This window comes from Streptomyces chlorus (assembly GCF_042655885.1).
GTDB classification, from domain to species: Bacteria; Actinomycetota; Actinomycetes; order Streptomycetales; family Streptomycetaceae; genus Streptomyces; species Streptomyces chlorus.
Window position 1 is genome coordinate 160,815 of sequence record NZ_JBHSOA010000009.1, and the last position, 19,838, is coordinate 180,652.

General features: G+C 69.3%; 16 protein-coding genes. 15 read left to right on the forward strand and 1 reads right to left on the reverse strand.

What is annotated here, in order from left to right; genetic code table 11:
• The first annotated feature begins 58 nt into the window (after positions 1-58).
• Positions 59-1,342: a geranylgeranyl reductase family protein gene (locus ACFPZI_RS05125; RefSeq protein WP_381358753.1), complete on the forward strand. Its 1,284-nt coding sequence runs from the start codon at positions 59-61 to the stop codon at positions 1,340-1,342.
• A gap of 425 nt (positions 1,343-1,767) precedes the next feature.
• Here ACFPZI_RS05125 and ACFPZI_RS05130 read toward each other — a convergent pair whose 3' ends face one another.
• The gene (locus ACFPZI_RS05130; RefSeq protein ID WP_381358756.1) at positions 1,768-2,622 is read right to left on the reverse strand and encodes a C40 family peptidase; all 855 of its coding nucleotides are present in this window, start codon (positions 2,620-2,622) and stop codon (positions 1,768-1,770) included.
• 1,120 nt (positions 2,623-3,742) lie between these two features.
• Here ACFPZI_RS05130 and ACFPZI_RS05135 point away from each other — a divergent pair.
• From ACFPZI_RS05135 to nuoN, 14 genes are read left to right on the forward strand one after another with little or no spacing between them, the layout of a single operon-like run.
• Positions 3,743-4,102 (forward strand): NADH-quinone oxidoreductase subunit A, encoded by a 360-nt coding sequence (locus ACFPZI_RS05135; protein ID WP_030420561.1) that lies wholly within the window; start codon positions 3,743-3,745, stop codon positions 4,100-4,102.
• A 13-nt stretch (positions 4,103-4,115) separates the two neighbouring features.
• Positions 4,116-4,670 (forward strand): NuoB/complex I 20 kDa subunit family protein, encoded by a 555-nt coding sequence (locus ACFPZI_RS05140; protein WP_381218668.1) that lies wholly within the window; start codon positions 4,116-4,118, stop codon positions 4,668-4,670.
• Positions 4,667-5,416: an NADH-quinone oxidoreductase subunit C gene (locus ACFPZI_RS05145; protein ID WP_381358759.1), complete on the forward strand. Its 750-nt coding sequence runs from the start codon at positions 4,667-4,669 to the stop codon at positions 5,414-5,416. The genes ACFPZI_RS05140 and ACFPZI_RS05145 overlap by 4 nt, the downstream gene beginning before the upstream one ends.
• The gene (locus ACFPZI_RS05150) at positions 5,413-6,744 is read left to right on the forward strand and encodes an NADH-quinone oxidoreductase subunit D (RefSeq protein ID WP_381358762.1); all 1,332 of its coding nucleotides are present in this window, start codon (positions 5,413-5,415) and stop codon (positions 6,742-6,744) included. Before ACFPZI_RS05145 ends, ACFPZI_RS05150 begins: the two co-directional genes overlap by 4 nt.
• Positions 6,741-7,601, forward strand: coding sequence for an NADH-quinone oxidoreductase subunit NuoE (nuoE, locus tag ACFPZI_RS05155; RefSeq protein ID WP_381358765.1), 861 nt, complete (start codon positions 6,741-6,743; stop codon positions 7,599-7,601). Before ACFPZI_RS05150 ends, nuoE begins: the two co-directional genes overlap by 4 nt.
• Positions 7,601-8,947, forward strand: coding sequence for an NADH-quinone oxidoreductase subunit NuoF (gene nuoF, locus ACFPZI_RS05160; protein WP_381358768.1), 1,347 nt, complete (start codon positions 7,601-7,603; stop codon positions 8,945-8,947). The genes nuoE and nuoF overlap by 1 nt, the downstream gene beginning before the upstream one ends.
• On the forward strand, positions 8,944-11,469 hold the full coding sequence (locus ACFPZI_RS05165) for an NADH-quinone oxidoreductase subunit G (RefSeq protein WP_381358771.1): 2,526 nt from the start codon (positions 8,944-8,946) through the stop codon (positions 11,467-11,469). Before nuoF ends, ACFPZI_RS05165 begins: the two co-directional genes overlap by 4 nt.
• Positions 11,466-12,848, forward strand: a complete 1,383-nt coding sequence (nuoH, locus tag ACFPZI_RS05170; RefSeq protein ID WP_381358774.1) for an NADH-quinone oxidoreductase subunit NuoH — start codon at positions 11,466-11,468, stop codon at positions 12,846-12,848. Before ACFPZI_RS05165 ends, nuoH begins: the two co-directional genes overlap by 4 nt.
• Entirely contained in the window at positions 12,841-13,482 is a 642-nt protein-coding gene (gene nuoI / locus ACFPZI_RS05175) for an NADH-quinone oxidoreductase subunit NuoI (protein ID WP_381358776.1), read from the forward strand. The genes nuoH and nuoI overlap by 8 nt, the downstream gene beginning before the upstream one ends.
• The gene (locus tag ACFPZI_RS05180) at positions 13,479-14,321 is read left to right on the forward strand and encodes an NADH-quinone oxidoreductase subunit J (protein ID WP_381358779.1); all 843 of its coding nucleotides are present in this window, start codon (positions 13,479-13,481) and stop codon (positions 14,319-14,321) included. Before nuoI ends, ACFPZI_RS05180 begins: the two co-directional genes overlap by 4 nt.
• Complete coding sequence (gene nuoK / locus ACFPZI_RS05185; protein ID WP_003974374.1) at positions 14,318-14,617, forward strand: NADH-quinone oxidoreductase subunit NuoK; 300 nt, start codon at positions 14,318-14,320, stop codon at positions 14,615-14,617. Before ACFPZI_RS05180 ends, nuoK begins: the two co-directional genes overlap by 4 nt.
• A gap of 14 nt (positions 14,618-14,631) precedes the next feature.
• Entirely contained in the window at positions 14,632-16,599 is a 1,968-nt protein-coding gene (gene nuoL / locus ACFPZI_RS05190; RefSeq protein ID WP_381358783.1) for an NADH-quinone oxidoreductase subunit L, read from the forward strand.
• A 4-nt stretch (positions 16,600-16,603) separates the two neighbouring features.
• Positions 16,604-18,175 carry an NADH-quinone oxidoreductase subunit M gene (locus ACFPZI_RS05195; protein WP_381358786.1) on the forward strand — a complete coding sequence of 524 codons (1,572 nt, stop codon included), beginning with the start codon at positions 16,604-16,606 and terminating at the stop codon, positions 18,173-18,175.
• Positions 18,172-19,821, forward strand: coding sequence for an NADH-quinone oxidoreductase subunit NuoN (gene nuoN, locus ACFPZI_RS05200; RefSeq protein WP_381358788.1), 1,650 nt, complete (start codon positions 18,172-18,174; stop codon positions 19,819-19,821). The genes ACFPZI_RS05195 and nuoN overlap by 4 nt, the downstream gene beginning before the upstream one ends.
• The last annotated feature ends 17 nt before the right edge of the window (positions 19,822-19,838 follow it).

A 19,838-nucleotide genomic window follows, 5' to 3' on the forward strand; every position in this document is an offset into this window, starting at 1 on the left:
GACTGCCCATGTCCAGTGCCCGTCGGCACGTAGATTTCGAATCTTGGGGAGAACCCGCGTGACCGAGCCCCTCTCCGACAACACCGCCGATGTGATCGTCGTGGGCGCGGGGCCGGCCGGCTCCGCCACCGCGTACCACCTGGCCAGGTCCGGTCTCGACGTGCTCCTGCTGGAGAAGACCGCGTTCCCGCGGGAGAAGGTCTGCGGCGACGGCCTCACCCCGCGCGCCACCAAGCAGCTCGTGTCGATGGGCATCGACATCTCCGAGGAGGCGGGCTGGCTGCGCAACAAGGGCCTGCGCATCATCGGCGGCGGGGTCCGCCTCCAGCTCGACTGGCCGGAACTCGCCTCCTTCCCCGACTACGGTCTGGTCCGCAAGCGGGACGACTTCGACGAACAGCTCGCCCGGCAGGCCCAGAAGGCCGGCGCGCGCCTGTACGAACGCTGCAACGTGGGCGCGCCGATCATCGACGACCGCACCGGCCGCATCACCGGTGTGAAGGCCAAGCTCGGCGAGGAGAAGCGGGAAGTCACCTTCCAGGCCCCGCTGGTGGTGGCCGCCGACGGCAACTCCACGCGGCTGTCCCTGGCCATGGGCCTGCACCGCCGCGAGGACCGCCCGATGGGCGTCGCGGTCCGTACGTACTTCACCTCGCCGCGCCACGACGACGACTACCTGGAGTCCTGGCTGGAGCTGTGGGACCGCCGCGGTCCGCAGGACCGGCTGCTGCCCGGCTACGGCTGGATCTTCGGCATGGGCGACGGGACGAGCAACGTCGGCCTCGGGGTGCTCAACACCTCGGCCTCCTTCAAGGAACTGGACTGGCGCGAGATCCTGAAGGCATGGTGCGCGTCGCTGCCCGAGGACTGGGGCTACACCCCGGACAACATGACCGGCCCGATCCGCGGCGCCGCGCTCCCGATGGCCTTCAACCGCCAGCCGCACTACACGCGCGGACTGCTGCTCGTGGGTGACGCGGGCGGCCTGGTGAACCCGTTCAACGGCGAGGGCATCGCCTACGCCATGGAATCCGGGCAGATCGCCGCCGAGGTCATCGTCCAGGCACACGCGCGGGCGACGCCGGCCCAGCGGGAGATCGCCCTCCAGCGCTACCCGCGCGTCCTGAAGGACACCTACGGCGGCTACTACACGCTCGGCCGCGCGTTCGTGAAGCTCATCGGCAACCCGAAGATCATGCAGATCGCCGCCCAGCGCGGGCTGACGCACCCGATGCTGATGAAGTTCACCCTGAAACTGCTCGCCAACCTGACGGACCCCACGGGCGGCGACGCGATGGACCGCATCATCAACGGTCTGAGCAAGGTGGCACCGAAGGCGTGACGCGGGGCGCGCCTCGCGTCACACATACGCGGGAGCCGTGAGGGGCGCTGTGGGCGGCCGGGGCCGGATGGACGGGCTCGCGGGCCGCCGACGCGTGTCCGGAGCGCTGTGAGGGCCTGCCACACGGCTGTACGTGGGCTCGGCCGGAGTATTCCGCCCGCCAATCCCCGCGCCACGGGCGACAATTCGGGCATGCGGGCGATCTCGCCCGGCCGGGGCGAGGAAGAAGCGCGGGGCGGGTGGCGCGCGGGTGGGGGCGCGTGAGGGCATACGGCCGCATACGGGGAGAGCCGCTGCCCCCGAGTCGCAGCGGCCCCCCGGCCCAGGCGAACCGGGGCCCGTGTGAACCGAGCCCGTGTGAACCGAGCCCGACGACCCGGACCGCTATGGGTCCGGGTCCTTGTCCGGGTTCGTGCAGGTGTCGCTCAGAGCACGCGCACGGCACCCGACGCGGGGTAGCCGGAGAGGTTCTGGATGACGACGCCCTTGGACGGGTTGGCGGCGTCCAGGTACTGGCCGTTACCGATGTAGACACCTGTGTGATACGCGGAGCCCTTGCCGCCCCAGTACAGGATGTCGCCGACCTGGAGGTTGGACAGCGAGACGTCGGTGCCGACCGTCGACTGGTCCTGCGAGACGCGCGGGAGGTCCACGCCGACCTGGCGGAACGCGGCCTGCACCAGGCTGGAGCAGTCCCAGGCGTTGGGGCCCGTGGCCCCCATGACGTAGGCGTCGCCCACCTGCGCCTTGAGGAAGGAGATCACCGTTCCGACGCTGCCATTGGCCGGCGCGGAGGCGGTGGTCGTGGTGGCCGTCGTGCTCGTGGTGGCCGAGTCGGCGGTGAGGGTGGTGCGCTCGGCGTCGCGCGTGGCGCGCTCGGCGGCGGCCTTGCGAGCGTCCTCGGCGGCCTTCTGCCTCGCCTCGGCCTTCTGCTTGGCCTCGGCGAGGTCGGCCTTCGCCTCCTTTGCGGCCTTGGCCGCGGCGGCGTCACGCTCGGCCTGCAGCTGGTAGTTCGCGGCGGCCTGCTGGGTGGCCTCCGCGGACTGGGCCACCTGAGTGGACAGGTCGGCCGTCAGGGTGGGCAGTTCGAGGGTCTGGGTCACCGGCTCGGCGGCGACCGCCGAGGCCGACGCCCCGGCCACTGCCAGAGTGCCGAGGACGCCACCGGCAACTCCGGCCCGCATCGCCATCGTGGTCTGCGCGGTGCGGCGGGGTTTCCGGTGGCTTCGTATGTGAGCGGTGTGGGACATGGGAACAACCGGTACCAGGGGCTCCTTCATATCCACAAGAAACGTGTGCTGCGCCACAATTGTTCAATCGTGGCGCCGAACCCCGGGCGTGTCGTTCTTTATTGACGCCATAACGGACATTATGGGCGCGGCGTAATGGGCCCGTGATCACGGTCTTTCATCTTTACGTCCGAATTGCCCTCCACCTACCATCGGTTGAAACGATTGGCCAAGCCCTCCTTCTGCGCCGCCCCGGCGGATGTGGCGGAGGTCACGGAACGGTCACCCCTGTCGTCGCGTCCGGTGTGCGAGCCCCGACCGGATTGCGGGTGTATTGCGGCGGTGTCGCGGTCGGGTCGCGACGGGAGTCGGGTCCGGGGTGCCCTCGGGGGCGAGTTCGGGGTGCGCCCCGGGTCGGGTTCGGGATGGGCTGTGGGTCGGGTTCGGGGGTGCGCGTCGGTCCGGGTTCGGGGGTGCGCCCCGGGTCGGGTTCGGGATGGGCTGTGGGTCGGGTTCGGGGGTGCGTCGGCCCGCACGTGGGCAGCGTCGGAATGGATGCGGTTCGCATCCGGGTCGTCACGGTTCGCATCCGGGTCGTCACGAATCGCGTCCGGAGGGCGTCCGGTTCGCGGCCGGCTTGCGGCCGAAGGTGTCGCCGAGGCTGCCGCTCGGTTTCCGGCCGGGCTCGCGCCCGGACTCGCGCTCCGACCGGCGGCGGGCCGGCCGCGAACCGGACGGACTTCGTGAACGAGTGCACACGTCCACATCGCGCCCCGCATCCCTCCGATGTGTGAACGCGTCCTCTAGCAAGTGATCACATCCAGCACCAATTTGCATGCAGAGGAACCCTCTTGATATGGAGACGATCCCTCTGACCTGCACTGACGCGGCAGAATGTCACTTCTGGTGACGGCGTGGACGCTTCGCGTGCGAAGATCACCGCTCCTCCGGCTTCATGATCGTTCGTCAGGTGGTGGAGATCACAAAGCTTGTGCAATACCCCGTGTCGCAGATCACAGACCGGCGGGCATAGGATGCGGAGCGGTTGGGCTTGTGACCTGCTTCACATGTTCTCGATCTTCGCCGGGGCGGGCGTGGTTCGCGGGACGCGTGGGGCACAAGTGAGCCCGGCTCGCCAGCAGTCAGTGCCGAGTGAGAGGAGCGAGGAGCGGTGAACGCGTATGCGCCCATCCTCGTACTGGGAGCCCTCGGGGCAGGCTTTGCGATCTTCTCCGTGGTCATGGCCACGCTGATCGGTCCGAAGCGGTACAACCGCGCCAGGCTCGAAGCCTACGAGTGCGGTATCGAACCGACCCCTACGCCGGCCGGCGGCGGGCGCTTCCCCATCAAGTACTACCTGACGGCGATGCTCTTCATCGTCTTCGACATCGAGATCGTCTTCCTTTATCCCTGGGCCGTCACCTTCGACGCCCTGGGGATTTTCGGGCTCGTGGAGATGCTGCTCTTCGTGCTCACCGTCTTCGTCGCCTACGCGTACGTATGGCGGCGCGGCGGCCTGGAATGGGACTGAGGGGCTTCTGACCATGGGACTCGAAGAAAAGCTGCCGAGCGGATTCCTGCTGACCACCGTCGAGCAGGCCGCGGGCTGGGTGCGCAAGTCGTCCATGTTCCCCGCCACGTTCGGACTCGCCTGCTGTGCCATCGAGATGATGACCACCGGCGCCGGCCGCTACGACCTGGCGCGCTTCGGCATGGAGGTCTTCCGCGGCTCGCCGCGGCAGGCGGACCTGATGATCGTGGCCGGCCGGGTCAGCCAGAAGATGGCGCCGGTGCTGCGGCAGGTCTACGACCAGATGCCGAACCCCAAGTGGGTGATCTCCATGGGGGTCTGCGCCTCGTCGGGCGGCATGTTCAACAACTACGCGATCGTCCAGGGCGTCGACCACATCGTTCCGGTCGACATCTACCTGCCGGGCTGCCCGCCCCGGCCCGAGATGCTGCTGGACGCCATCCTCAAGCTCCATCAGAAGATCCAGAGCTCCAAGCTCGGTGTGAACGCCGAGGAGGCGGCCCGCGAGGCGGAAGAGGCGGCGCTCAAGGCCCTGCCCACCATCGAGATGAAGGGGCTGCTGCGATGAGCGACGCGAACGACACCGCGGGCGACGGCGTGAACCCCGAGAAGGACCTCTCCGCCGAGAACCTCCCCGGCCAGCGGGGCGAGGGGGGTGAGGAGATCCGCGTCCAGCGCGGCATGTTCGGCGCCAACAACGGCGGCGACACCTCCGGTTACGGCGGCCTGGTCCGCTCGATCCGGTTCCCGGGAGCGTCGAACCGCCCCTACGGCGGCTGGTTCGACGAGGTCGCCGACGAACTGGAGGGCGCGCTGGAGGAGCAGGACCTGCTCCCCGAGAACGCCATCGGGAAGACGGTCGTCGACCGCGGCGAACTCACCTTCCACATCGAGCGCGAGCACCTGGTCCGGGTCGCGACGACCCTGCGCGACGATCCCGCGCTCCGCTTCGAACTGTGCACCGGCGTCAGCGGCGTGCACTACCCGAACGAGAAGGGCCGCGAGCTGCACGCCGTGTACCACCTGCGGTCGATCACCCACAACCGGCTGATCCGCCTGGAAGTCAGCGCTCCCGACAGCGACCCGCACATCCCGTCGCTGGTCTCCGTCTACCCGACGAACGACTGGCACGAGCGCGAGACGTACGACTTCTTCGGCATCGTCTTCGACGGTCACCCGGCCCTGACGCGGATCCTGATGCCGGACGACTGGCAGGGCCATCCGCAGCGCAAGGACTATCCCCTCGGCGGCATTCCCGTCGAGTACAAGGGCGCCCGGATCCCGGCTCCGGACCAGCGGAGGTCGTACTCATGAGCATGTCGAACGCCTCCGCCGCCTCGGCGCGCGAGACCACGGAAGGCACCGTCTACACCGTCACCGGCGGCGACTGGGACGAGGTCGTCGAGACGGCGCAGCGCAGTGACGACGAGCGCATCATCGTCAACATGGGCCCGCAGCACCCGTCCACGCACGGCGTGCTCCGGCTGATCCTGGAGATCGACGGCGAGACGGTCTCCGAGGCCCGCTGCGGCATCGGCTACCTCCACACCGGCATCGAGAAGAACCTCGAGTACCGGACCTGGACCCAGGGCACCACGTTCGTGACGCGTATGGACTACCTGACGCCGTTCTTCAACGAGACGGCGTACTGCCTCGGCGTCGAGAAGCTCCTCGGCATCGAGGAGCAGATCCCCGACCGCGCCTCGGTCATCCGCGTGCTCCTGATGGAGCTGAACCGGCTTTCCTCCCATCTGGTGTGCATCGCCACCGGAGGCATGGAACTCGGCGCCACAACGATCATGATCTACGGATTCCGTGATCGTGAACTCATTCTCGACGCCTTCGAGCTCATCACCGGCCTGCGGATGAACCACGCGTACATCCGCCCCGGCGGACTCGCCCAGGACCTGCCGCCCGGCGCGGTGGACCAGATCCGCGAGCTGGTGAAGAAGCTGCGCAAGAACCTCCCGGAGTACGACGCGCTCGCCACCGGGAACCCCATCTTCAAGGCCCGTATGCAGGACGTCGGCTATCTGGACCTGGCCGGCTGCATGGCCCTCGGAGCGACCGGCCCGGTCCTGCGCTCCACCGGCCTGCCGCACGACCTGCGCAAGGCGCAGCCGTACTGCGGTTACGAGACGTACGACTTCGAGATCCCCACCGCGGACACCTGCGACTCCTACGGCCGTTTCCTGATCCGGCTGGAGGAGATGCGCCAGTCGCTGCGCATCGTCGAGCAGTGCCTGGACCGGCTCCAGCCCGGACCGGTCATGGTCGCCGACAAGAAGATCGCCTGGCCCGCCCAGCTCGCCATGGGCCCGGACGGACTGGGCAACTCCCTCGACCACATCAAGAAGATCATGGGCACCTCCATGGAGGCCCTGATCCACCACTTCAAGCTGGTCACCGAGGGCTTCCGGGTACCGCCGGGACAGACGTACGCGGCGGTCGAGTCGCCCAAGGGCGAGCTCGGGGCGCATGTCGTCTCCGACGGCGGCACCCGCCCCTTCCGGGTCCATTTCCGCGACCCGTCCTTCACCAACCTTCAGTCCATGGCAGCGATGTGCGAGGGCGGCCAGGTCGCCGACGTCATCGTCGCCGTGGCATCCCTCGACCCCGTGATGGGAGGCGTCGACCGGTGACCACCACACCTTCGGAGCGGGGCGTCAGCCTGGGCATGCCCCAACTGCCCGCGCCCGCCTACCCGGACGAGGTCCGGGCCCGGCTGGAGACCGACGCGCGCGAGATCATCGCCCGCTACCCGGACTCCCGGTCCGCTCTCCTGCCGCTGCTGCACCTCATGCAGGCGGAGGAGGGCCATGTCACGCGCACCGGGATGCAGTTCTGCGCGGACGTGCTCGGTCTGACCACGGCCGAGGTCACCGCCGTCGCCACCTTCTACTCCATGTACCGGCGCCGGCCGAGCGGCGACTACCAGGTCGGGGTGTGCACCAACACCCTGTGTGCCGTCATGGGCGGCGATGCCATCTTCGAGGAGCTCCAGGAGCACCTGGGCGTCGGCAACGGCGAGACCACCGACGACGGCAAGGTCACCCTCGAGCACATCGAGTGCAACGCGGCCTGCGACTTCGCGCCCGTCGTGATGGTCAACTGGGAGTTCTTCGACAACCAGGACCCGCAGAGCGCCAAGCGCCTCGTCGACGACCTGCGGGCCGGCCGCCCGGTGTCGCCCACGCGCGGGGCGCCCCTGTGCACGTTCAAGGAGACCGCCCGGATCCTGGCCGGCTTCCCCGACGAGCGGGACGGTGCCGTCGACGCCACGGGAAGCGCGGGACCCGCCTCCCTGGCCGGCCTGAAGCTGGCCAAGGGGGAGGCCGCCCCCGCGCGCGTGGTGCACCCGCGCGGTGAGGCACCCCGGGACACCCCGCCGCACGACCCGTCACCGGCGGAGCACCTCAGCTCGCACGACGCGCCGCAGGACACGTCGGCCTCCGATCCGGCGCATCCGGCCGGACCCACCGCCGAGGAGGGGGAGTGATGACCTTGGCACCCGAACTCAAGGACACCGGCCCGGAGAAGCTGCTCGCACCCGTGCTGTCGGCCTTCTGGGACGAGGACAAGTCCTGGACACTGGACGTCTACAAGAGGCACGAGGGATACGAGGGGCTCCGCAAGGCGCTCGCCATGTCACCGGACGACGTCATCGCGTACGTCAAGGAGTCCGGTCTGCGGGGGCGTGGAGGCGCGGGCTTCCCGACGGGAATGAAATGGCAGTTCATTCCCCAGGGAGATGGAAAACCACACTATCTAGTTGTCAACGCCGACGAGTCGGAGCCCGGAACGTGCAAGGATATTCCGCTCCTCTTCGCGAACCCGCATAGCCTCATCGAGGGCATTGTCATCGCCTGTTACGCCATCAGGTCGTCTCATGCCTTCATTTATCTGCGTGGTGAAGTCGTTCCCGTGCTGCGGCGGTTGCACGAGGCCGTGCGCGAGGCCTACGCGGCGGGTCTCCTCGGCGAGAACGTGCTGGGCAGCGGACTCGACCTCGAACTCACCGTGCACGCGGGCGCCGGCGCGTACATCTGCGGTGAGGAGACCGCACTGCTCGACTCGCTCGAAGGCCGCCGTGGTCAACCGCGGCTCCGTCCCCCCTTTCCGGCCGTCGCGGGCCTCTACGCGTGCCCGACTGTGGTGAACAACGTCGAGTCGATCGCATCGGTTCCCACCATCATGAACCGGGGCAAGGATTGGTTCCGCTCGATGGGCAGCGAGAAGTCGCCCGGCTTCACTCTCTATTCCCTCAGCGGCCACGTCGTACGCCCCGGTCAGTACGAGGCGCCGATGGGCATCACACTGCGCCAGCTGCTCGACATGAGCGGCGGCATGCGGCCGGGGCACCGCCTGAAGTTCTGGACGCCGGGCGGCTCCTCCACGCCGATGTTCACCGACGAGCACCTCGACGTCCCCCTCGACTACGAGGGAGTGGGCGCCGCCGGTTCCATGCTCGGCACCAAGGCCCTCCAGTGCTTCGACGAGACGACGTGCGTCGTACGGGCCGTCACCCGCTGGACCGAGTTCTACGCCCACGAGTCCTGCGGCAAGTGCACGCCCTGCCGCGAAGGCACGTACTGGCTCGTGCAGCTGATGCGCGACATCGAGGCCGGCAAGGGCCGGATGTCCGACCTCGACAAGCTGAACGACATCGCCGACAACATCAACGGCAAGGCGTTCTGCGCCCTCGGCGACGGCGCCGCCTCGCCGATCTTCTCCTCGCTCAAGTACTTCCGTGAGGAGTACGAGCAGCACATCACGGGCCGGGGCTGCCCCTTCGACCCCGCGAGGTCGACGGCCTGGGCCGACCGCACGGAGGTGCACGCATGACCGTGACCACCAACGCCGCCTCCGGCGGGGGTCGGGCGGCGGTCCCGCCAAAGGACCTCGTCACGCTGACGATCGACGGCGTCGAGATCAGCGTGCCCAAGGGCACCCTGGTCATCCGGGCCGCCGAACAGCTCGGCATCGAGATCCCCCGGTTCTGTGACCACCCCCTCCTCGACCCGGTCGGCGCCTGCCGCCAGTGCATCGTCGAGGTCGAGGGCCAGCGCAAGCCCATGGCCTCCTGCACCATCACCTGCACCGACGGGATGGTGGTGCGGACCCAGCTCACCTCGCCCGTGGCCGAGAAGGCCCAGCACGGTGTGATGGAGCTGCTGCTCATCAACCACCCGCTGGACTGCCCGGTCTGCGACAAGGGCGGCGAGTGCCCGCTGCAGAACCAGGCGATGTCGCACGGCAACCCCGAGTCCCGCTTCGACGGCAAGAAGCGGACCTACGAGAAGCCCGTCCCGATCTCCACGCAGGTGCTGCTGGACCGCGAGCGGTGCGTGCTGTGCGCCCGCTGCACCCGGTTCTCGAACCAGATCGCGGGCGACCCGATGATCGAGATGGTCGAGCGGGGCGCGCTCCAGCAGATCGGCACCGGCGAGGGCGACCCCTTCGAGTCGTACTTCTCCGGCAACACCATCCAGATCTGCCCGGTCGGCGCGCTCACCTCGGCGGCCTACCGGTTCCGCTCCCGCCCCTTCGACCTGGTCTCCTCGCCGTCGGTGTGCGAGCACTGCTCCGGCGGCTGCGCCACGCGCACCGACCACCGGCGCGGCAAGGTCATGCGGCGGCTCGCCGCCCACGACCCCGAGGTCAACGAGGAGTGGATGTGCGACAAGGGCCGCTTCGGGTTCCGGTACGCACAGCAGCGGGACCGGCTGCAGACCCCGCTCGTGCGCAACGCCGAGGGTGAGCTGGAGCCCGCCTCCTGGCCCGACGCGCTGCAGATCGCGGCCCAGGGCCTGCTGGCCTCCCGCGGCCGCACCGGCGTCCTGACCGGCGGCCGGCTCACCGTCGAGGACGCCTACGCGTACAGCAAGTTCGCGCGCGTGGCCCTGGACACCAACGACATCGACTTCCGCGCGCGCGTGCACAGCGCCGAGGAGGCCGACTTCCTCGCCGCGCGGGTCGCGGGCCGCGGACGTGACCTCGGGGGCGCGTCCGGTACGGACTCCGCCGGCGGTGTCACGTACTCCTCGCTGGAGAAGGCGCCCGCCGTCCTCCTGGTCGGGTTCGAGGCCGAGGAGGAGGCGCCCGGCGTCTTCCTGCGGCTGCGCAAGGCATGGCGTACGCACGGGCAGCGGACCTTCTCGCTGGCCACGCACGCCACGCGCGGACTGGAGAAGGCCGGCGGCACGCTGCTGCCGGCGGCTCCCGGCACCGAGACCGAATGGCTCGACGCGCTCGCGAGCGGGGTCGGCCTGGAGGGCGACGGGGCCAGAGCCGCCGAAGCGCTGCGGGCCGAGGGCGCGGTGATCGTCGTCGGCGAGCGGATCGCCGCCGTCGAGGGCGGCCCGACCGCCGCCGTGCGGATCGCCACCGCGACCGGCGCCCGGCTGGTGTGGATCCCCCGGCGCGCCGGAGAGCGGGGCGCCGTCGAAGCGGGCGCGCTGCCGTCGCTGCTGCCGGGCGGGCGCCCGGCCACCGACCCGCGCGCGCGTGAGGAGGTCGCCGCCGTCTGGGGCGTCGCCGACCTGCCGCACCGCTACGGCCGCGACACCCGCGAGATCGTCGAGGCCGCGGCGACCGGCGAGCTGCAGGCGCTGCTGGTCGCCGGCGTCGAGGTCGCCGACCTGCCCGACCCCGCACGCGCGCGCACGGCACTCGCCGAGGCCGGGTTCGTGGTCTCGCTGGAGCTGCGGCCCAGCGAGGTCACCGAACTCGCCGACGTGGTGCTGCCGGTAGCGGCCGTCGTCGAGAAGGCCGGCGCCTTCCTCAACTGGGAAGGCAGGGTCCGGCCCTTCGAGTCGGCGCTCAAGCCCGACCAGATGACCCGCACCCTCCCACCGGCCGACGCGCGCGTGCTGCAGATGCTGGCCGACGCCATGGACGTGCACCTGGGCCTGCCGGACCTGCGCACCACCCGCGCGGAGCTCGAACGGCTCGGCGCCTGGGACGGCCCGCGGGCCGGCGAACCGCTGGAGACCGCGGGCGCGCTGCCCCGGCCGGCCGCCGGGGAGGCGGTGCTCGCAGGGCATCGCCTGCTGCTGGACCAGGGGCTCCTGCAGCAGGGCGACGAGGCGCTCGCCGGCACCCGGCACGCCGCGCACGCGCGTGTGTCGGCCGCCACGGCCGCCGAGGTCGGCGTCAAGGACGGCGACCCGATCGCCGTGACCGGACCCGTGGGGACGGCCGAACTGATCCTGAGCGTCACCGAGATGCCCGACCGCGTGGTGTGGCTCCCGCTGAACTCCGCCGGCGGCGGTGTCGCCTCCGACACCGGGGCGCTGCCCGGCTCCCTCGTCCGAATCGGCCCGGCGGGAATCGCCGGCGAGGCCCTCAAGGAGGTGGAGGCATGAGCCCGTACTTCGCCGCTGAAGACCTCTCGATGTTCGGCCGCGACCCCTGGTGGCTGGTCGTCGTCAAGGCGGTGTTCTGCTTCGCCTTCCTCATGGTGACGGTGCTGATCGCCATCGTGATGGAACGCAAGATCGTCGCCTGGATGCAGCTGCGCATCGGCCCCAACCGGAACGGCCCCTGGGGCATGCTCCAGTCGCTCGCCGACGGCGTGAAACTGATGCTCAAGGAAGACCTCGTCGTCAAACGCGCCGACAAGGCGGTGTACATCCTCGCGCCGATCGTCGCGGCCGTCCCGGCCTTCATGGCGATCGCGGTGATCCCCTTCGGGCCGTCCGGCAACGAGATCTCGATCTTCGGCCAGCGGACCACGATGCAGCTCACCGACCTGCCGATCGCGCTGCTCTACATCCTCGCGGTCGCCTCCATCGGCATCTACGGCATCGTCCTCGCCGGCTGGAGCTCCGGATCCACGTACCCGCTGCTGGGCGGACTGCGCTCGTGCGCGCAGATGATCTCCTACGAGATCGCCATGGGCGCCGCCTTCGCCTCCGTGTTCCTCTACTCGGGGTCGATGTCGACGTCGGCGATCGTCGAGCAGCAGGCCGACCGCTGGTACATCCTGCTGCTGCCGGTCTCCTTCATCATCTACATCGTGACGATGGTCGGCGAGACCAACCGCGCCCCCTTCGACATGCCCGAGTCCGAGGGCGACCTGGTCGGCGGCTTCAACACCGAGTACTCGTCGATCAAGTTCGCGATGTTCATGCTCGCCGAGTACATCAACATGGTGACCGTCTCCGCCGTCGCCGTCACCCTCTTCCTGGGCGGCTGGCGCGCTCCATGGCCGGTCAGCACCTTCTGGGAGGGCGCGAACCACGGCTGGTGGCCGATGCTCTGGTTCATCGTCAAGGTCCAGTTGCTGCTGTTCATGTTCGTCTGGCTGCGCGGCACGCTCCCGCGCGTGCGGTACGACCAGCTGATGAAGCTCGGCTGGAAGGTCCTCATCCCGGTCTCCCTGGTATGGCTGATGGCCGTCGCCACGGTGCGGGCCCTGAAGAACGAGAACTACGGCTTCGCGGACATCGCCCTCTACATCGCCGCCGGGGTCCTCGTCCTGCTGCTGCTGTCCTTCGTCGCCGACATGTTCCGGGCGAAGGGCAAGGAGGGCAAGGAGGCCGAGGGCGCCGGGGGACCGGGCGGTGAACCGGCCGCCTTCGACCCGATGGCAGGCGGATTCCCCGTACCGCCGCTGCCCGGACAGGAACTTCCGCCGGTGCCGCGACGCCGCTCGCGCCAGGAGCGGGAGCTCATTGTCAGTGGTGGGCCCGATACTCACAGTGACGGATCTCAGGATGGAAAGGAGGCGTCCGATGGCTGAGGAACCCAAGGAGACCAAGCCCGGTTTCCAGAACCCCGTGGCCGGCTTCGGTGTGACCTTCAAGGCGATGTTCAAGAAGCGGCTGACCGAGCAGTACCCGGAGCAGCAGAAGACCACGGCCCCGCGCTTCCACGGACGGCACCAGCTCAACCGCCATCCGGACGGCCTGGAGAAGTGCGTCGGCTGCGAGCTGTGCGCCTGGGCCTGTCCCGCCGACGCGATCTACGTCGAGGGCGCGGACAACACCGAGGAGGAGCGCTACTCGCCCGGCGAGCGGTACGGCCGCGTCTACCAGATCAACTACGCCCGCTGCATCCTGTGCGGCCTGTGCATCGAGGCGTGCCCCACGCGCGCGCTGACGATGACCAACGAGTTCGAGCTGGCCGACTCCAGCCGCGCCAACCTCATCTACACCAAGGAGCAGCTGCTCGCCGGTCTCGAGGAGGGCATGGTCGACAGCCCGCACGCCATGTACCCGGGCACCGACGAGCAGGACTACTACCGGGGCCTGGTGACCGAGGCCGCCCCCGGCACGGAGCGGCAGACCGCCCATTCCAAGGGCGAGGTCGTGCAGGAGGCGGACTCCACCTTCGGCGAGGACGAACCGGCGTCGGAGAAGGTGATCCGCCGATGACCGAGTACCTCGCCGCCTACTCCACCTCCACCGGAGAGGCCGTCCAGTTCTGGATCCTCGGCACCGTCGCCGTGATCGGCGCCCTGGGCACGATCCTGATGCGGCGGGCCGTGCACAGCGCGCTCTTCCTGGCCGGGACCATGATCGTTCTGGCGGTGTTCTACCTCGCCAACGGCGCCTACTTCCTGGGCGTCGTCCAGATCATCGTCTACACCGGCGCGATCATGATGCTGTTCCTGTTCGTGGTGATGCTGGTGGGTGTCACCGCGGCGGACTCCCTGAAGGAGACCATCAAGGGGCAGCGCTGGCTCGCCCTCCTGTGCGGGCTCGGCTTCGGCAGCCTGCTCGTCGGCGGCATCGGCAACGCCGCGCTCACCGAGTTCAACGGCCTCGGCCAGGCGAACGCGAACGGCAACGTGGAGGGCCTCGCCGCCCTCCTCTTCACCAAGTACGTCTTCGCCTTCGAGATCACCGGCGCCCTGCTCATCACGGCCGTCGTCGGCGCCATGGTGCTCACCCACCGCGAACGCACCGAACGCGTCCTGACCCAGCGGGAGCTGGCCGAACAGCGCGTCCGCGAGGGCAAGCAGCTCCCGCCGCTGCCGGCCCCGGGCGTGTACGCCCGGCACAACGCGGTGGACATCCCGGGCCTGCTGCCCGACGGTACGACGTCCGACCTCACCGTCAGCAGGACACTGCGCGACCGCGGCCAGATCCGGGACGTGTCCCAGGAGGCGCTCAGTGACCTGCGGGCGCTGGAGCGGCGCTCCGAGGAGCGGCTCGAGCGCACGGAGATCGAGCCGACGACGTCGAAGCGGGCCGAGGAGGAATCGAAGTGAACCCGGTCAACTACCTGTATCTCGCTGCCCTGTTGTTCACGATCGGCGCCACCGGTGTCCTCATCCGGCGCAACGCGATCGTCGTCTTCATGTGCATCGAGCTGATGCTCAACGCCTGCAACCTCGCGTTCGTCGCCTTCTCCCGTATGCACGGCAACCTCGACGGCCAGATCATCGCCTTCTTCACGATGGTCGTCGCCGCCGCGGAGGTCGTGGTCGGACTGGCGATCATCGTGTCCCTGTTCCGTTCCCGCCACTCGGCCTCGGTCGACGACGCCAGCCTGATGAAGCTGTGAGGGGTCGCTGAATCGTGGAGAATCTGATTGCGCTGCTGGTGGCGGCGCCCCTGCTCGGAGCGGCGGTCCTGCTGTGCGGCGGCCGCCGGCTGGACGCCGTCGGTCACTGGATCGGCACGGTGCTCGCCGCAACGTCCTTCCTGATCGGCGTCGTCCTCTTCGCCGGCATGCTGGGCAGCGCCGCCGACGACCGCACCCTGACGCAGCATCTGTTCAGCTGGATCCCGGTGGAGGGATTCCAGGCCGACGTCGCCTTCCGGCTCGACCAGCTGTCGATGACGTTCGTCCTGCTGATCACCGGCGTCGGCTCGCTCATCCACCTGTACTCGATCGGGTACATGGAGCACGACGAGCGGCGCCGCCGCTTCTTCGGCTTCCTGAACCTGTTCCTCGCGGCGATGCTGATCCTCGTCCTCGCCGACAACTACCTGCTGCTGTACCTCGGCTGGGAGGGCGTCGGTCTCGCCTCCTACCTGCTGATCGGTTTCTGGCAGCACAAGCCCAGCGCCGCCACCGCGGCGAAGAAGGCCTTCCTGGTCAACCGCGTCGGCGACATGGGCCTGTCGATCGCGATCATGCTGATGTTCCTGTGGTTCGGCACCTTCGCCTTCGGGCCGGTGCTCGGCAGCCACGACGAGGCCGGGCTCGCGGGCGCCGCCGGTGAGGGAAAGCTCACCGTGATCGCCCTCATGCTGCTGCTCGCCGCCTGCGGCAAGTCCGCCCAGGTGCCGCTGCAGTCCTGGCTCGGGGACGCGATGGAGGGCCCGACCCCGGTCTCGGCCCTGATCCACGCCGCGACCATGGTGACGGCGGGCGTCTATCTGATCGTCCGCTCCGGCGCCATCTTCAACGGCGCCCCGGACGCGCAACTGGTCGTCACCATCGTCGGCGCGGTCACGCTGCTGTTCGGTGCGATCGTCGGTTGCGCGAAGGACGACATCAAAAAGGCGCTGGCCGGTTCGACGATGTCGCAGATCGGCTACATGGTGCTCGCGGCGGGCCTCGGCCCCATCGGCTACGTCTTCGCGATCATGCACCTGGTGACGCACGGCTTCTTCAAGGCCGGGCTGTTCCTCGGCGCCGGTTCGGTCATGCACGGCATGAACGACGAGGTCGACATGCGCCGCTACGGCGGACTGCGCACGTACATGCCGGTCACCTTCGTCACCTTCGGGCTCGGCTACCTCGCCATCATCGGGTTCCCGGGTCTGTCCGGCTTCTTCTCCAAGGACATGATCATCGAGTCGGCGTTCGCCAAGGGCGGCACCGAGGGCTGGATCCTCGGTGGCGTGGCCCTGCTGGGCGCCGCGATCACCGCGTACTACATGACGCGCGTGATGCTGATGACGTTCTTCGGCGAGGAGCGCTGGCGCAAGGCCCCGGAGCCGTCCCCGTCCTCGGCACCCGGCGTGGAGCCGGCCGCCGCGACGAGCGGCGGGTACACCCCGCCGCACCCGCACGAGTCGCCGAGGAGCATGACGATCCCGATGATCGTGCTCGCCTTCGGCTCCGTGTTCGCCGGCGCGTTCTTCGGCATCGGCGACCGGTTCGTGCACTGGCTGGAGCCCATCACCGGGCACGACCACGGCCAGGCGCCGATCAGCGCGCTGACGGTCACGCTGTCCACGGTGGCCGTCATGGTCATCGGCGTGGCGATCGCCTGGGGCCAGTACGGGCGCCGTCCGGTCCCGGCCGTCGCCCCGCGCGGATCGCTGCTCACCCGGGCCGCCCGGCGCGACCTGCTCCAGGACGACTTCAACCACGTGGTCCTGGTGCGCGGCGGCGAGCACCTCACGCGCTCGCTGGTGTACGTCGACCACACCCTGGTCGACGGGGTCGTCAACGGAACGGCGGCCTCGTTCGGGGGCCTGTCCGGGCGGATGCGCAAGCTGCAGAACGGCTTCGCGCGGTCCTACGCGGTCTCGATGTTCGGCGGCGCGGCCGTCCTGGTCGCCGCGACCCTGCTGATGAGGGCGGTCTGATCCGATGTCCTTTCCTCTGCTGACAGCGACGGCGGTGCTCCCGGCCCTCGGGGCGATCGCCACGGCCGCCGTACCGGCCACGAAACGCACCGCCGCCAAGTGGCTGGCCCTGCTGGTCTCGATCGCCACCCTGGCGCTGGCGGTCGTCGTCGTGGTGCGCTTCGACCCGGGCGGCGACCGCTACCAGCTCACCGAATCCCACTCCTGGATCGCGGACTTCGGAGTCCGCTACGAGCTGGGGGTGGACGGCATCGGGGTCGCGCTGATCGCGCTGACCGCCCTGCTGATCCCGTTCATCATCCTGGCGGGCTGGCACGACGCCGATCCCCTCGAAACCGGCAGTAAACGGTGGCGGCCCACGCAGGGCTTCTTCGCCCTGATCCTGGCCGTCGAGGCGATGGTGATCATCTCCTTCGAGGCCACCGACGTCTTCCTCTTCTACATCTTCTTCGAAGCCATGCTGATCCCGCTGTACTTCCTCATCGGCGGCTTCGGGGACCGGGCCCACCAGGACGGCGAGAAGGCGGCGGCGGCACAACGGTCGTACGCGGCGGTCAAGTTCCTGCTCTACAACCTGGCCGGCGGTCTGGTCATGCTGGCCGCGGTGATCGGGCTCTACGTGGTCGCCGGGAACTTCTCGCTCACCGAGATCGCCGAGGCGCGGGCCAACGGCTCGCTCGACATGTCGACGAGCACCGAACGCTGGCTGTTCCTCGGCTTCTTCCTCGCCTTCGCGGTGAAGGCGCCGATGTGGCCGCTGCACACCTGGCTGCCCAACGCCATGCAGGAGTCCACCGCCCCGGTCGCCGTGCTCATCACGGCCGTCGTGGACAAGGTGGGCACGTTCGCGATGCTCCGCTTCTGCCTCCAGCTCTTCCCCGAGGCGAGCAAGTGGGCGACCCCCGCGATCATGGTGCTGGCGGTCATCAGCATCATCTACGGGGCCCTGCTCGCGGTCGGCCAGCGCGACATCAAGCGGCTGATCGCGTACGCGTCGATCTCGCACTTCGGCTTCATCATCATGGGCATCTTCGCGATGACCAGCCAGGGCCAGTCCGGGGCGACGCTCTACATGGTCAACCACGGGATCTCGACCGCCGTCCTGCTGCTGGTGGCCGGATTCCTCATCTCGCGGCGCGGCTCCCGGCTCATCGCCGACTACGGCGGGGTGCAGAAGGTCGCGCCGGTACTCGCCGGCACGTTCCTCATCGGTGGCCTGGCGACGCTGTCGCTGCCCGGACTCGCTCCGTTCGTCAGCGAGTTCCTGGTCCTGGTCGGCACGTTCACCCGCTATCCGGTGATCGGCGTCATCGCCACCTTCGGCATCGTGCTCGCCGCGCTCTACACCCTCGTCCTCTACCAGCGGACGATGACGGGCCCCCTGCGGCCCGAGCTCGCCAGGATGCCCGACCTGCGGGTGCGTGAGATCGCCGTGGCCGCGCCGCTGATCGTGCTGCTGGTCTTCCTGGGTGTGTACCCGAAGCCCGTCACGGACATCGTGAACCCGGCGGTGAAGCAGACCATGTCAGACGTCCAGCAGAAGAACCCCCAGCCCGAGGTGGAGGCGGCCAAGTGAGCGCATCAGCCGTCCACAGCCTGTGGACAAGTGCGGCCGACCCGATCGCGAAGATCGACGCGCCGAAGATCGAGTACGCGCAGCTCGCGCCCATCCTGATCGTCGTCGGTGCGGCGGTCGTGGGGATCCTGATCGAGGGCTTCGTACCGCGCAAATCCCGTTACTACGCACAGGTGTTCGTCGCCTCGGTCGCGCTCGTCGCCGCGTTCGCCGCGGTCGTGGCGCTCGCGGCCGACGGATACGGCACGACCAAGGCGGGCATCGCGGCCATGGGCGCGATCGCCGTCGACGGCCCCGCCCTGTTCCTGCAGGGCACGATCCTCCTGACGGCCCTGGTCGGCCTGTTCACCTTCGCCGAGCGCCGGCTCGACCCGGAGGCGGAGGGCAACCGGGTCGACTCCTTCGCCGCGCAGGCCTCTTCCGTGCCGGGCAGCGACGGAGAGAAGAAGGCCGTCAAGGCGGGGTTCACCACCACCGAGGTGTTCCCGCTGCTGCTCTTCGCGGTCGCGGGCATGCTCGTCTTCCCCGCGGCCAACGACCTGCTGACGCTCTTCGTGGCGCTGGAGGTCCTCTCCCTCCCGCTGTACCTGCTCTGCGCGCTGGCCCGCCGCAAGCGGCTCATCTCGCAGGAAGCCGCGGTCAAGTACTTCCTGCTCGGCTCGTTCGCCTCCGCGTTCCTCCTCTTCGGGATCGCGCTGCTGTACGGCTACGCGGGCTCGATGTCGTACGCGACGATCGCGCAGGTCGTCGACGGCACGATCCAGGAGGTCGACCCGGCGCTCGTCAACACCATGGGCAACGACGTGCTGCTCCTGATGGGCGCGGGTCTGCTGATCATGGGCCTGCTGTTCAAGGTCGGTGCCGTCCCCTTCCACATGTGGACGCCGGACGTGTACCAGGGCGCGCCGACGCCGGTGACGGGCCTGATGGCGGCGGCGACCAAGGTGGCCGCGTTCGGCGCGCTGCTGCGAGTGCTGTACGTCCTGCTCCCCGGCCTGCGCTGGGACTGGCGACCGGTCATGTGGGCCGTCGCGATCGTCACCATGCTGGGCGGCGCGATCGTCGCGATCACCCAGACCGACATCAAGCGGCTGCTGGCGTACTCGGCGATCTCGCACGCGGGCTTCATCCTCGCGGGTGTCATCGCCACCACGCCGGAGGGCATCTCGTCCGTCCTCTTCTACCTGGCGGCGTACTCGTTCGTGACGATCGGCGCGTTCGCGGTGGTGACGCTGGTGCGGGATGCCGGCGGTGAGGCGACGCACCTGTCCAAGTGGGCGGGGCTCGGCCGCCGTTCGCCCCTGGTGGCGGCCGTGTTCGCGGTGTTCCTGCTCGCCTTCGCGGGTATTCCGCTGACGTCCGGCTTCGCCGGGAAGTTCGCCGTGTTCAAGGCGGCGGCGGAGGGCGGCGCGGTACCGCTGGTCGTGGTCGGTGTGATCGCGTCGGCGATCGCGGCGTTCTTCTACATCCGGGTGATCGTCCTGATGTTCTTCAGCGAGCCGAGGCCCGAGGGCCCGACCGTCGCGGTGCCGTCACCGCTGACGATGATGGCGATCGGGATGGGCGTGGTGGTCACGGTGGTGCTGGGCGTGGCACCGCAGTACTTCCTGGAGCTGGCGGGGAACGCGGGAGTGTTCGTGCGCTGACCCGGCGCCCGCCGACG